15 protein-coding genes are annotated in these 14,507 nt (G+C 30.0%); 9 read left to right on the forward strand and 6 right to left on the reverse strand.

The window, feature by feature from the left end:
- Positions 1–264: 264 nt before the first annotated feature.
- The 5 genes from IEW75_RS11555 to IEW75_RS11575 all read left to right on the forward strand — a co-directional run bounded on the left by IEW75_RS11555 (position 265) and on the right by IEW75_RS11575 (position 4,188).
- A complete protein-coding gene (locus IEW75_RS11555) occupies positions 265–1,554 on the forward strand; it encodes a serine hydrolase domain-containing protein (protein WP_134249074.1) in 1,290 nt (429 codons plus the stop codon).
- Between the two features lie 134 nt (positions 1,555–1,688).
- Positions 1,689–2,159 carry a hypothetical protein gene (locus IEW75_RS11560; protein WP_134249073.1) on the forward strand — a complete coding sequence of 157 codons (471 nt, stop codon included), beginning with the start codon at positions 1,689–1,691 and terminating at the stop codon, positions 2,157–2,159.
- A gap of 156 nt (positions 2,160–2,315) precedes the next feature.
- Entirely contained in the window at positions 2,316–2,612 is a 297-nt protein-coding gene (locus IEW75_RS11565; protein ID WP_134249072.1) for a hypothetical protein, read from the forward strand.
- Between the two features lie 353 nt (positions 2,613–2,965).
- Positions 2,966–3,331: a transposase gene (locus IEW75_RS11570; protein ID WP_134249071.1), complete on the forward strand. Its 366-nt coding sequence runs from the start codon at positions 2,966–2,968 to the stop codon at positions 3,329–3,331.
- A 14-nt stretch (positions 3,332–3,345) separates the two neighbouring features.
- Positions 3,346–4,188: an IS3 family transposase gene (locus tag IEW75_RS11575; RefSeq protein WP_262711453.1), complete on the forward strand. Its 843-nt coding sequence runs from the start codon at positions 3,346–3,348 to the stop codon at positions 4,186–4,188.
- A gap of 132 nt (positions 4,189–4,320) precedes the next feature.
- On the opposite strand, the gene IEW75_RS11580 is transcribed toward IEW75_RS11575, so the two are convergent.
- Positions 4,321–4,596 carry a winged helix-turn-helix transcriptional regulator gene (locus IEW75_RS11580; protein ID WP_134249069.1) on the reverse strand — a complete coding sequence of 92 codons (276 nt, stop codon included), beginning with the start codon at positions 4,594–4,596 and terminating at the stop codon, positions 4,321–4,323.
- 156 nt (positions 4,597–4,752) lie between these two features.
- On the opposite strand from IEW75_RS11580, the gene IEW75_RS11585 reads away from it, so the two are divergent.
- Positions 4,753–5,265, forward strand: a complete 513-nt coding sequence (locus tag IEW75_RS11585) for a VOC family protein (RefSeq protein ID WP_134249068.1) — start codon at positions 4,753–4,755, stop codon at positions 5,263–5,265.
- A gap of 192 nt (positions 5,266–5,457) precedes the next feature.
- On the opposite strand, the gene IEW75_RS11590 is transcribed toward IEW75_RS11585, so the two are convergent.
- Both IEW75_RS11590 and gpmI read right to left on the reverse strand, forming a co-directional pair.
- Entirely contained in the window at positions 5,458–6,036 is a 579-nt protein-coding gene (locus tag IEW75_RS11590; RefSeq protein ID WP_134249067.1) for a thioredoxin family protein, read from the reverse strand.
- A gap of 101 nt (positions 6,037–6,137) precedes the next feature.
- A complete protein-coding gene (gpmI, locus tag IEW75_RS11595) occupies positions 6,138–7,655 on the reverse strand; it encodes a 2,3-bisphosphoglycerate-independent phosphoglycerate mutase (protein ID WP_134249066.1) in 1,518 nt (505 codons plus the stop codon).
- A 214-nt stretch (positions 7,656–7,869) separates the two neighbouring features.
- Here gpmI and IEW75_RS11600 point away from each other — a divergent pair, with 214 nt between their 5' ends.
- A complete protein-coding gene (locus IEW75_RS11600) occupies positions 7,870–8,274 on the forward strand; it encodes an ankyrin repeat domain-containing protein (RefSeq protein ID WP_134249065.1) in 405 nt (134 codons plus the stop codon).
- A gap of 86 nt (positions 8,275–8,360) precedes the next feature.
- Here IEW75_RS11600 and IEW75_RS11605 read toward each other — a convergent pair whose 3' ends face one another.
- Together IEW75_RS11605 and IEW75_RS11610 are read right to left on the reverse strand one after the other, a co-directional pair.
- Positions 8,361–8,873 carry a Dps family protein gene (locus IEW75_RS11605; RefSeq protein ID WP_134249064.1) on the reverse strand — a complete coding sequence of 171 codons (513 nt, stop codon included), beginning with the start codon at positions 8,871–8,873 and terminating at the stop codon, positions 8,361–8,363.
- Positions 8,874–9,145: 272 nt separating this feature from the next.
- Entirely contained in the window at positions 9,146–9,928 is a 783-nt protein-coding gene (locus tag IEW75_RS11610) for a M48 family metalloprotease (protein WP_134249063.1), read from the reverse strand.
- Between the two features lie 102 nt (positions 9,929–10,030).
- Here IEW75_RS11610 and IEW75_RS11615 point away from each other — a divergent pair, with 102 nt between their 5' ends.
- Together IEW75_RS11615 and IEW75_RS11620 are read left to right on the forward strand one after the other, a co-directional pair.
- Positions 10,031–11,779 carry an aromatic amino acid hydroxylase gene (locus tag IEW75_RS11615; RefSeq protein ID WP_134249062.1) on the forward strand — a complete coding sequence of 583 codons (1,749 nt, stop codon included), beginning with the start codon at positions 10,031–10,033 and terminating at the stop codon, positions 11,777–11,779.
- A 66-nt stretch (positions 11,780–11,845) separates the two neighbouring features.
- Positions 11,846–12,157, forward strand: a complete 312-nt coding sequence (locus IEW75_RS11620) for a rhodanese-like domain-containing protein (RefSeq protein WP_134249061.1) — start codon at positions 11,846–11,848, stop codon at positions 12,155–12,157.
- 233 nt (positions 12,158–12,390) lie between these two features.
- Here the strand turns inward: IEW75_RS11620 and feoB are convergent, their stop codons facing one another.
- Positions 12,391–14,502, reverse strand: coding sequence for a ferrous iron transport protein B (gene feoB / locus IEW75_RS11625; RefSeq protein ID WP_134249059.1), 2,112 nt, complete (start codon positions 14,500–14,502; stop codon positions 12,391–12,393).
- Between the last annotated feature and the right edge of the window lie 5 nt (positions 14,503–14,507).

A 14,507-nucleotide genomic window follows, 5' to 3' on the forward strand; every position in this document is an offset into this window, starting at 1 on the left:
ACCGTATATATTAACCTTAATTCTCTCTTTTATTCTTTCTGATTAAGTATCAAATTTATTAAAAGACAAACTTAAGCTGTATAAAAGCAATAGCTGTGTTGGTGTCTAACATTAAGGCTATTGCAATAAATAATATTTGTTTTTAAATTTAAACTTTAGACAGTAAGTCAGCTACTGCATTTATACTTTAACGTTATGTGCAAGCTGAAAAAGGAAACTGTAACAATAACCCAATTTTTTAGTCCTTAAGAAAACAAAAAACAAATGAAAAAATTAGCTTTAATATTAATAATAGGAATTGTATTTTCATCGTGTAATCAAAACAAAAAACATACTAAAAGCCCAAAAAGTCAAAACCAAATTGTTCTTGATTCTTTAACAATGAAATTGGATTCCATTCAAAAAAATGGGCAAATAAATGGATTTGCAGTTGCAATGGTTGACCAAAACGGAGTGCTTTATGAGAAAGGCTTTGGGTTAGCTAATCTTGAGACACAAGAGCGATATACGGAAAACACAATACAGCATATTGCTTCGGTTTCTAAAACTTTGATTGGTATAGCTTTAATGAAAGCTAAAGAAATGGGGAAACTAAATTTAGACGACCCAATTCAGGATTATTTGCCATTTAAGGTAATAAACCCAAATTATCCTAATGAAACCATTACTATAAGACAATTAGCGACACATACTTCTGGTATAAGTGATACTGAAGAACAGTATATGGAAAGAGCTTGGATTCTTACAAAAGACCAAGACTTAACCAAAGTAAGTACAGATTATCCAGCTCAAAGATTGAACCCATCTGAACTTGATATTCCAATGGAAAAATATTTAAAAGGATACTTGGAGATTAATGGTGCATATTATCAAGATGATAATTACTTAAACTTCAAACCAGGAGAAAGATATAACTATTCAAACATAGGTGCTACATTGTGTGCATTTGTTATTGAAAAAGCAACAGGTCAAGCATTTGATGCATTTACTGAAGAACACATTCTAAAACCATTAGAAATGAATTCATCGGGTTGGTCATTAGATAATGTTGATATAAAAAAGCATTCAAGATTATATAGAAATGATAATACACTTCTACCCTTTTATACAGCCATCACTTATCCTGATGGTATGTTGATTTCATCAAGCAGTGACATGGCTAAATACCTTGCTGAATTAGTTAAAGGTTATTCGGGAGAAGGGATATTACTTTCAAAAGAAAGCTATAAAGAACTCTTTACAGAGCAATTAGAAGAAAAAAACTTTGAATCACGAAATGCTGGAAATCCTTATAACGGAGACTATAGCCCTTCGATATTCATTGGACATAGTGCATTGGGCTATATAGGGCATTCAGGAGGAGATGCAGGTGTAGGAACTTGGATGTATTTTGACAAAGAGAAAAAAACGGGCAGATACATTGTAATTAATACAGATATGGGAAATGATGAACGAGCGAAGGAACTAGAATATTATGCAGTTTGGGATACAATGAATGAATATTTTGATAAACTGAACTTAGAAAAGCCAGCACATAACAATGGCTATAAGTAATTGCTTGTTCTCGCCTACTTCTGAAAATCCTCGCGGATTTTCAGTTTGGTGTGTACTTGCAAAGTTACGTGCTAATCTACGCAACTACTCATAGCCGATACCGTTGCCAACAATATTAACCAAAACACCGCCAAATGAATAGAGTTTTAATAATCTTATTTTTTATTTCTTTCACAACTTCTGCACAAAAAATCAACAAGAATGTTTATTACAATTATTCTGAAGATGTTGAATTCAGAATTTATTTACTTAAAAAAGCAAAAATGATTGACAGAGGTTCTGCTAATTATTCGAATACAATTATTGCAGAAAGCGGAAAAAGGTTTGTATCAATAACGTTTGAATTTAAAAACAACTCTTCAACAAATCAAATAATTGATTTTGAAAAAATATTTATAAAAGACAAGAATTCCGAATTACACCATATAGATTTTGTTGTTATGGCTATGAAAATGACAGCAAGAACTAATAAATTACAACAAACACTTAAGCCAAATAAAAAAAGAAAAATATCCGTAGAATTTAGACCTTCATTTGATAAGAATGAAATTATAAAAACACTTATAATTAACAACGAAATTATTGAATTGGAATATAAAGAATAAAATACTGTTGGCAACACTGTGTATAAAAAATGCTTATTTTAGTGCTTAACCAAAAGGAAGTGTGTGTTTGCTTTCTTCCGATTTTCGTTCCGAAAATCCTCTGACGCAAACCCGCACTTTTCATACACGAAACCGTTGCCCACAATAACGAACACTATGGAAAGAGAAGAACAAGAAAAAAAGAATAACGAGTACTTAAAACAAGAAGCTCAAAAAAGAATACCTGATTATATTCCTTTTAAAAACGAAAATAGCAAGAACGCATTTGAGTTAGGATTAATAGAGTTGAATAAAAAACATCAGGACTACATTGAAAGTTGCCCTGATGATATTACGTGTGTTGAGAATTTTATAATTATATTTGATGGAGGTTACTCTTTTAAGGAAGAATCTTTATTATCAGATGAATTACGATTAGATATAACTAATTTTTTGAATACCTTACCATCGTGAGATTTTGGAAAATATTTAGTACAATATTCATTATACATTTGAATGAAATTATCGTGAGAAATCATAAAGGAAATATTATCTGTTAGATTGACATATCGAACCCAATTACCTTCAACGAAAATTTGAGTAGGATTATTATTTATGACAGATTCAGAACAACCTTTACGATTATTACTGTGGGCAACACTGCGTATAAAAAATAGCTTCCTATTGCGAAACCAAAGTTTTATGCTGTTAAAAAATCTGTTTACTAATCCGAAATTCTGTGTGTTTTTTATGCTACTTTTCATACTCTAAATCGTTGTACAACATTCTGACTCGTCCTGAATAAAGGCTACATAATTTTAAACATTATGTATAAAAACGACAGAGTAACCAGACGTTACAGCGAACCTTTTAAATTAAAAATTTTAGCCGAACTTAGTACTGGAAAGTATAATAAGTATCAACTTGGTAAACTTTATGGGATTGCTCCTACTACCATCAATGAATGGATTAGAAAATATGACCGTAAAGACCTTATGAACACAAGAGTTATGGTAGAAACTAATGATGAAATATCACGAATAAAAGCACTTCAAAAAGAGATTGAACAACTCAAAAAACTACTTCTTAAAAAAGATTTAGACCAAATGGTAGAAGAATCTTATTTAGAAGTTGCTGCTAAAAAACTAGGCTACAAAAATGTATTAGAACTTAAAAAAAAACTAAATATTTAGCTTTAGGTATTGCAATAGACAAAAACAAAGGATTTGCATCAATTTCTAATATTTGTGAATGTTTTAACCTCAAAAGAGATGCTTATTATAAATACAAAAACAGAGCTGATAAACGTATTCTAATAGAGCAACAAATCATTCAGATCGTTAAGAAAAGACGCAAATCCTTACCTAGAGAAGGCGTTAGAAAACTTATCAAGTCCTTGAACCTGGAGTTTAAAAAACAAAACCTAAAAGTAGGTAGAGACACCTTATTTAAAGTACTTAGAGAGAATAATATGCTAACATTAAGAAAGAAATATAGTTGTAGAACTACAAATTCTTATCACAGATTTTATAAGTATAACAATATGATTAAAGATATGGAAGTCACAAAACCAAATCAAGTTTGGGCAGCTGATATAACATACATCAGAACCTTAAATGGATTCTGTTATTTAGCGCTCATTACAGATATGTATTCAAGGAAAATTGTAGGATACGACCTAAGTGACAGTTTAGAACTTAAAGGTTGTGTGAGAGCTCTTAATAAAGCCGTATATCAAGCTAAAAACATCAAAGGTCTTATTCATCATTCAGACAGGGGAATTCAATATTGCAGCAATGTATACACTCAAATCCTAAAAAGAAAGAAAATAAACATTAGCATGACAGAGGAAAATCATTGTTATGAAAACGCACTAGCTGAAAGAGTTAACGGAATATTGAAAGATGAATTCTACCTAGATCAAACCTTTATGAATACAGAACACGCTAAAAGAGCTGCAAAAAATGCAATTAAATTATACAACCAAATAAGATTACACTTATCTTTAGACTTTAAAACACCAAATATGGTATATAAATTATCAGCTTAAATTCAATTTTAACCTGTAGCCATATTTCAGGACTAGACATCCTTTAGAAACAGAAAGAAGATTATTAAAAAACAAGATTAAACGAGCCGCTTAAATTTGTAATCTTTTTTGTAGGAATACCAGTCTATTATATTAATTCTGACAATCTTCTAAACCCCATTTATCTAGACTTCTTAAAATATCCTCTAGTGATTTTCCTCTATTAGTTAAGCTGTATTCTACTTTGGGCGGAACTACAGGAAAAACTTTTCTGGATATAAGCCCATCTTTTTCCAAATCTCTTACGGTTTGGGTAAACATTTTATTTGAAATCTCTGGAATTTTCTTTTGCAATATTCCTGAACGCAGATCGCCTTCTAATAGATGAAATAAAATTAAAGGTTTCCATTTTGTTCCTATTAAATTCATTGTGTAATTTAAAGGGCAACTATTTTTTTTGTTCAAATTTTTTATTTATGGTATTGATTATCACTATTTTACTCGTTTAGGTAACTATACTACTTTTTTGTAAGTTATTGCCTATTAGGCAAATATAATCTATTTTTGCAATCTAAAATATAATTTATGACAACTATTAAAAATTACCCAAAATCATTTTCACATATTGGAATCACAGTTCCAAATATAAAAGAAGCTGTAAAATTCTATTCAGAAGTAATGGGCTGGTATATAATTATGGAGCCTTCAAAAGTCAAAAAGGAAAAGGAAACTGCCATTGGTCAAATGTGTATTGATGTTTTCGGAGATAATTGGACCGAATTTGAAATTGCTCATTTAGCAACTTCTGACGGAATTGGAATAGAATTATTTTCTTTTCCGAATGGAATTAAAGAAGCACCTGAATTTAATCCTTTCAATACTGGTCTATTTCATTTTTGTATACAAGACCCAAATATTGAAGAACTGATTGATAAAATTTTGGATTATGGTGGAAAACAAAGAATGCCAATAAGAGAATACTATCCGAATGACAAGCCTTTCAAAATGTGTTATGTGGAAGATCCATTTGGAATTGTTTTTGAAATCTATACTCATAGTTATGAACTAACATATTCTTCTGGTGCCTATTCAAAATAAAAAAGCCAATTGTCAACAAAGAACTTAGTTAAAAAATAAGTACATATTTCATTGTTTCTTGGCATTATAATTCAAAGTCTATTATAAATTTTAATAGACTTTTTTGTTAATTTTTAGGATTAATTTACTTTAAAACAGGGTACATCAATTTTTAACTTGTAGCTATATTTAAGGATGGGATAGTCTAAAACCTTAATTTTCGTATGAATGTTTGTAGGCTTCACCGCTAACAATCTTAAGTATATCTTCCTCAACACTTTCTCTTGGATATTCAACAAAACGACCAATTTCTGTGTCATTTTTGTAAAAAATAAAAGTAGGAACTCTAAAAACATTTAAACCTTCTTGTAAATTATCAGGTGTTTTTTTAGTACGATCTACCGCAACCATTTCTAAATTTTGATATTGAAAATCTGTGGCATCTAAAATTTTATATAAAACAGGTGTTTGTTCTTGACTATCTCCACACCAAGTTCCCATGAAAGCTTTAATAGTTACGTTTTTTAGCAATGGTTTTAAGGTGGTAATGGTTTCAGTATTTAATTCATAGTTTTCATAATTAAAAGTAAACCAATCATTAAAAGGAGCTTCTAAAAAATTACTTTTAGCAGTTATACCAATTAAATTTCCATGAGCATCAATAGTAGGTGATGGTATTTGTATTTCTGGAACAGCAGGAGGTTTTGGAGTTGTAGTGGTTGTTGATTTTTGCTGACTACCACAGCTAAGGTTTAAAGCCAATACACAAATAATTAAAGTTAGTTTTTTCATAAATTATTTATTTTTTGTGAAAATTAAACAAAAAAATGAGAACAATATGCTTACATAAGTTCTCATTTTAAAATATTTAATTCAATGTTTTTTGCAGTACATTAAACTAATGAATGTCTTGTCATTGCTTTTGGTTGTTCAATGCCCATTAATTTTAAAATTGTTGGCGCAATATCACCTAAAACACCATCTTTAATGTTTTTTATATCGTTATCTACAATTATAAAAGGAACTGGGTTAGTTGTATGTGCTGTATGTGGAGAACCATCAGGGTTTTTCATTGTTTCACAATTACCATGATCTGCAATTACAATAGTAGTATAATTGTTTTCGTTAGCCGATGTAATAACCTCTTTAACACATTGGTCAACAGCTTCACAAGCTTTTATAGCAGCATCCATATCTCCTGTATGTCCAACCATATCACCATTTGCAAAATTTAAACATACAAAATCTACTTCTCCTTTTTTAAGTTCAGGAATAATTGCGTCTTTAATTTCATACGCACTCATTTCAGGTTTTAAATCGTAGGTGGCAACTTTTGGTGATGGGCATAGTAAACGTTTTTCACCATTAAATTCTTGCTCTCTCCCTCCTGAAAAGAAGAAGGTAACGTGTGGATATTTTTCAGTTTCAGCAATTCTAATCTGTTTCTTATTAGCTTTTTCTAAAACTTCACCTAATGTATCTTCTAAATTATCGGTATTGTAAATAACATTGATATTTTTAAAAGTTTCATCATAGTTAGTCATTGTTACATAATGTAACATCAAGGTTTTCATTCCAAATTCTGGAAAATCTTTTTGAGTTAAGACCTCTGTTAATTCACGACCTCTATCAGTTCTATAATTAAAGAAAATAACAACATCGTCAGCTTTTATTTGCGCTTTTGGGTTGCCATTATCATCTGTCATAATAATAGGTTTGATAAATTCGTCGGTTATATTTTCCGCGTAGGTTGCTTCAATACTTTTAATGGCATCGTTACTTTTCTCACCAGTTGCATTTACTAAAGCATCGTACGCTATTTTTACACGTTCCCAACGTTTATCTCTGTCCATTGCAAAATAACGCCCGGTAATTGTTGCCAATTCTCCAGTTGTTTTTGCCATATGTTCTTGGATATCATTTATAAAAAATTTACCCGATTTTGGATCGCAATCTCTACCATCTGTAAATGCGTGTAAAAACACATTTTCAGCATTGTTTTCAGCTGCAACATCTAACAACCCTTTTAAATGATCTATATGTGAGTGAATGCCTCCGTTAGAAACGAGTCCTAATAAATGAATATTTTTATTATTTTCTTTTGCGTAGGTTAAGGCATCTATTAAAACCTTTTCTTGTCCTAAAGTTTTATCTTTAACTGCCATGTTAATACGAACTAAATTTTGGTAAACAATTCTACCAGCACCTAAATTCATATGTCCAACTTCGCTATTTCCCATTTGTCCTTCAGGTAACCCAACGTGTTCACCATCAGTACGTAAACTAGCGTTCGGGTATAAATTGTATAAATTATCTATATAGGAAGTTTTTGCGTTAAAAATTGCAGAAACTTTAGGGTCTTGTGTAATTCCCCAACCATCTAAAATCATTAAAATTACTTTCTTATTCATTCTTAAATCTATTTAATTTTGAAGTTCAAATATACGAAGTATTCACGGTAAGCACCTTGTAATTAGGTATTAAATTACTCTTAAAACTACTAAAACGATTGCGATATAATTAATTTTAAGACAAGGTTAAAGTATTGTTAATTAGAGAAATTCTTGTAACAAGAATTAAAACATAAAGTCTTTTGAATATAAATAAATTTTTAATTGAATCATTATGAAAAAAACAATCTTATCTATCGTTTTATTATTATCTGTATTTTTAGTTTCAGCCAAAACTGATTTAACCGAAAAAATTCCTGATAAATTTTCAACAAGTGTAAATGCTTTTTGCAAATTAATACAAATGGGAGATTTTTATGCTGTACAAGCATTAATTGAAGAAGGGGAAGACGTTAATGCAAGATCAACTGGCTTAACACCTTTAATGTTTGCTGCAAGGTATAACAAAACCAAAATTGCAAAATTACTTATTGATAATGGTGCAAAACTAAAACTTAAAGCCACTAATAATGGTTTTACAGCTCTTAAATGGGCCGAAACATCAAATGCTAAAGAAACATACAATGTAATTAAAGATGCGCTTCAAAACGAAAAAAATAAGAAGAGAAAAAAGAAATAACTGATTGCCATTATAAATAAAAAATCTCAGGTTAAATCTTTAACCTGAGATTTTTTATTTAAGTAGTTTATAAGAAACTATTAGTATTACTTAGTCCAAGAGGTAAACATCCAGTTTCTCTTTTCTAGTGCTCTCATAAAATCGGTTATTATTTGTTCTGTTACATTATCTCCAGTATCTAATGCCGCATTTACAACATTTAACATTTTATGGTGCAAAATATCATAATCTTTAAGCAACTGGGTTACCATTTCAATTGGTGACATTTTAGCTGCATTGGCTTCTTTAATTTCAGAAACGGATAAAATCTCTGTCATTGTCATTGAAGGTTTAATACCAAATACACGTATTCTTTCGGCTAAAACATCAATATTTTCTTTAACGGTATTGTACTCATCTTCAAATTCTTGATGTAATTCGAAAAAATCGGGACCATCAACATTCCAATGAAAATTTCTTAGTTTATGATAATGTACAATGTAATTAGCAATTAATTCATTCAAATGAACTACAATTTCAGCTGTTTCTAAATAGGTAAATCCTAATTTTCTATATGTTTTTTTTGATGTTGTATTTGTGTTTTTTGTAAGAGTTTCCATGTTTTTATAGTGTTTAATAATGAACGCAAGTTACGCCACCTAAATTAAGATGGTAACATTGCAAAATTGATTTTTAAGGTGGTAATTTAAAAGGTTGGGGTGATAAATAGTTAGACCTTATTAAAGTCTAAATAACAGAAATTTTATAATTATCTTTTGGTTGTGTCATATAAACAATATACAGATTTAATTGAAAAAGTCAAATTTTTAACATTTTTTAACAAGTTATGAGCATTATACTACCTGAATTTTGAAATAACCTATTCTCAATACTAGGAACTACTATTTTTATATTTTTTAATAGCTTCTTTAATTTTTTCAATTCTGTTTTCGGGATCTGGATGTGTACTTAATCTTTCATTTGTTTTATTTGGACCTGCAGCTTCTTTTATAATCTTCATAACGCCAATTAATTCAATAGGATTGTAGCCTGCATCTATCATAAATTTTACACCTAAATCGTCGCTTTCTAATTCATCTTCTCTGCCGTAACTCATATTAATAATGGTAGCCAATGCAGCCGCTCCTTGCACTGTACTTGGATCTATACCAACGGGAACACCACTTAGTATTCCCTCAGTTAAATTCTGTTTAGACATACGCTCTGCCGAATGTCTGCCTACAACATGACCAATTTCATGAGCTAAAACACCAGCCAATTGATCTTCATTTTCTAACCTTGAAAATAGTGCGTAAGTAATAAAAATTTGTCCACCAGGTAAAGCAAAAGCATTTATTGTTTGCGCGTCTTTTAATAAATGAAAATCGTATTTATAGTTAGTTTGTTTGGCGATACTATTATGAACCAATTTTCTGCCAACTTGATCTACAAATTGTTGGTATTTTTGATCTGGATACAAACCGCCATGTTGTTGCGCCATAGTTGGTGCACTTTGTAAACCGATAGCAATTTCATCATCCACAGAGATAGAAATATGTTGTTTTTTGCCTGTAAATTCATTTACTTCACTATTAGAAAAGTATTGAAATAGCGAAAAAATAATAATACCAGCTCCAATTAGCAATTTAATTTTAGAATTCCCTTTTCTTTTCATCTTAAAAATATTACCTAGCGTTGTAAATATACAAAGTTAAATTTATGTGAAATAGATATCAGCATTTTGAAAAAATTGTAAATTGAACCCAGAATTATTTTTATGAAAAACTCAATAGAATTTAATAAAGTTACCAAAAGATTGCCAAAACATTTACATAAGTTTATTGTAAAGCAACCTTATACGTTCTATACTGCGCAAAACCAAGCAGTTTGGCGGTATGTTATGCGGTTAAATGTAGATTATTTAAGCAAAGTTGCTCATAAATCGTATTTAGAGGGTTTAAATAAAACTGGTATTTCTGTTGATGCTATTCCAAAAATGGAAGGAATGAACCGTATTTTAAAAGACATAGGTTGGGCAGCAGTTTCGGTAGATGGTTTTATACCACCAAATGCTTTTATGGAATTTCAAGCTTACAATGTGTTGGTAATTGCTTCAGATATTAGAACTATAGACCATATTAAATATACACCAGCACCAGATATTATACATGAAGCTGCGGGTCATGCTCCAATAATTGCAAATCCAGAATATGCCGAATATTTAAGACGTTTTGGAGAAATTGGTTGTAAAGCAATTTCTTCTTCAAAAGATTTTGAAATGTATGAAGCCATTCGTTTACTTTCAATATTAAAGGAAGATCCAAATGCGACTGAAGTGGAAATTGAAAATGCACAACAAACTGTTGAAGATTTACAAAATAATATGGGCGAACTTTCTGAAATGGCTCAAATAAGAAATTTGCATTGGTGGACGGTTGAATACGGGTTGATTGGAACTTTAGAAAATCCTAAAATATACGGAGCAGGCTTATTATCATCTATTGGAGAAAGTAAATTGTGTTTAACCGATAAAGTAAAAAAAGTACCATATTCCATTGAAGCTGCTCAACAAAATTTTGACATTACACAAACACAACCACAATTATTTGTAACACCAGATTTTGCGTATTTGAGTTTTGTTTTAGAAGAATTTGCCAATAAAATGGCATTGCGTAAAGGTGGATTAACAGGCGTTCAAAAATTAATTGACTCCAATAATTTAGGAACTATAGAGTTAAGTACTGGAATTCAAATTTCAGGAGTTTTTACAAATGTAATTGATAATGGAACAAACAAGCCAATCTACATTCAAACAACTGGACCAACTGCTTTGGCAAGCAGAGACAAGGAACTAATTGGACATGGACGAACTTCTCATCCAGATGGATTTGGGAGTCCTATTGGTAAGCTAAAAGGAATTAATTTGGCAATTGAAAATATGTTTCCAAAAGATTTGGAAGTGTATGGTATTTATGAAGGTAAAAAAACAACCTTATTGTTTGAAGGAAATATTAAAGTTGAAGGTGAAGTTATTACTGGAAAACGCGATTTAAAAGGTAAAATTCTGTTAATTTCTTTTAAAAATTGTACCGTAACTCATAATGATACAGTGCTGTTTAGACCAGCATGGGGAATATACGATATGGCAATTGGTAAAGAAATTGTTTCGGCATATGCTGGACCCGCTGATGCACAATCTTTTCAGGATATGGGACAGGTTTCTGATACTAAAACCCATAAAATTACCTATTCAGAAAAGGAAATAGAACTGCATAAAATGTATGCTGAAATAGCTGAAATGCGTTCAAAAAAGATTGAGACTAAGCGCTTACATTTAATATTAGAAATCTTAAAAGAAAAATATCCGAACGAATGGCTTTTACCATTAGAAATGTATGAAATAGTACATAATTTAAAAACAGATTTAAGTGGTGAAATCTATAAATATTTAATGCAACTTAAACATAATGAGGAGTATGCGAATTTATTAGATAGCGGATTAAAGTTGATTTTAAAGAATAATTAGTAACCACTGTTACTAATTTTTATATATTATAACTTATATTTGCCCAAAATTAAAAATATAAAAAGAATGAGTTTTTTCGGATTATTTGGAGGAGGTACTAGTGAATCATCCATTGAAGAATATTTAAAAGAAGGTGCAGTAGTTATAGATGTTAGAACAATAGATGAGTATGAAAGCGGCCATGTAAATGGTTCAAAAAATATTGTTTTAAATTCAATTCCATCAAAAGTTAATGAAATTAAGGCATTAAATAAGAAAGTGATTGCTGTTTGTAGAAGTGGCGCAAGAAGCGGACAAGCGACTTCATTTTTAAAACAACAAGGTATTGATGTAATCAACGGAGGGCCTTGGCAGAATGTGGCTAAGTTTGTAGATTAATCTACAATACTAATATTAAAATCTTAAAGGCTCTTAATTTCAGAGCTTTTTTTATTGATAATATTTCCACAATCACCAAAACAGTGAAATACTTTTTTCTATAAGTTAAATTAGAACAGATTAACAGCCGCAATTAGTTTTGCAGTTGCGCTTCTTTTTAGATTTGAAAAAATATTTTTTAACTAAAAATCCAATGGCTAAACCTAGGGCTATATAAACTAAAATGTCTTGCATTAACTTAAAATATTAAAGGCTAAAAATGCTGATATATAGGCTAAAATACCCATACCTACTAATTGAAGTAGTGGCCATTTCCAGCTGTTAGTTTCTCTTTTTACTATTGCCAAAGTACCTATGCATTGCATTGCAAATGCGTAAAATAGTAGTAATGAAATTCCAGTAGGTATGTTAAATCTTTTTTCTCCTGTTTCTGTGTTAATCTCAGCAGACATGCGTTGTTTTATAGTGCTTGCATTTTCTCCATCACTATCTACATTATAAATAGTAGCTAAGGCGCCTACAAAAACCTCACGAGCAGCAAATGAACTAATCAATGCAATACCAATCTTCCAATCGTATCCCATTGGTTTAATAATAGGCTCAATTGTTTTACCCATATGCCCAATATAAGAATTTTCTAATTTATAGGAAGCTATCTTTTTTTGAAGTTCTTTTGTTGAAATATCTTTATTTTTAATATTAGAAGTAATTGTCTGTTCCGCATTTTTAAAAGTATCTGGCCCGTTTGAAGCTAAAAACCATAGTACTATTGAAAGTGCCAATATAATTTTACCAGCACCAAAAATAAAAGCTTTTGTTTTTTCAATTACTTCATAAAAAATATTTTTTAATGAAGGAATTTTATAATTGGGCATTTCTATTACAAACAAACTTTTGGTATTTATTTTTAATACTTTATGTAATAAAATAGATGATGCGATTGCTGCAGTAAAACCTAATAAATACAATGCCATCATTGTTAAACCTTGTAAATTAAGAATGCCAAAAACAGCTTTATTTGGAATTACTAAGGCAATTAAAATTGCATATACAGGTAATCTTGCAGAGCAAGTTGTAAATGGTACAACTAAAATAGTAATCAACCGTTCTTTCCAGCTGTTTATGTTTCTAGAAGCCATAATTGCAGGAATTGCACAAGCAGTACCCGAAATTAAAGGGATTACACTTTTGCCGCTCATTCCAAATTTTCGCATTATTTTATCCATTAAAAATACTACACGACTCATGTAGCCAGTTTCTTCTAAAATGGAAATAAACGTAAATAAAATGGCTATTTGGGGAATAAAAATAATAACACCACCAATACCTGGAATTATACCTTCAGCAATTAAATTTGTAAAAGTTCCAGGTGGCATAACTGTTTTTACCCAAGAACTTAAACTAGCAAAAGCAGTGTCAATTAAATCCATGGGATAACTTGCCCATTCAAAGATACCTTGAAAAATAAATAGTAATATTAACGCAAATATTACATAACCAAATATTTTATGTGTTAAAATACGATCTAATATTCCACGTAAGTCACTAGCTTTTGAAGTATCAACAATAAACGATTCTTTTAAAATATCATTAATAATTTGATACCTTAAAATGGTTTCTTTGTGCTGATAACGTTTTATGCATGAAATATCTTCCCTAAATTTTAATACTAATGCTTTTTGCTGATTACTTAAAAAATCGAATTCTTGTATTTGGGTAATTAATAACCACGATTTGTAAAGAGGAAATTCTTTAAAAGCATTTTTTAAATTTGTAAAATAATCTTTATCAATTCTATCTGTTATATTACTAATTGGGGCTGTATTTAGATTTTTATAATCTAAAATAGCAGCTTTAATTTGCTCAATGCCAATTCTTTTACGTGCACTTGCTAATACAATTTTTGTTTTTAATTGTGTTTCTAATAAAGGTACATTTATTTTAATTCCTTTACGATCCATTTGATCTACCATATTGATAACCAATATTGTAGGTATTCTCAAATCTTTTATTTGTGTAAATAAAAGTAAATTACGTTTTATATTTTCTATATCTACAACTACAACAATTGCATCTGGGAAAGTATCGTTTTTTTCGTTTAAGAGGCTATCTAAAACCAGGGTTTCATCCATTGATGTTGGATTGATACTATAAGTTCCTGGTAAATCTGTTATTACAGCTTTAGTAGTTTCATTTAATTTACAAAAACCCTGCTTTTTATCAACAGTAATCCCTGGATAATTTCCTACTTTTTGCTTTAAACCAGTAAGTTGATTAAATAGTGAAGTTTTTCCAGTATTTGGATTTCCAATTAAAGCAACTTTTACCGTATTGTTAATACTCATTATTT

The organism is Lutibacter litoralis, assembly GCF_014646675.1.
Taxonomy (GTDB): domain Bacteria; phylum Bacteroidota; class Bacteroidia; order Flavobacteriales; family Flavobacteriaceae; genus Lutibacter; species Lutibacter litoralis.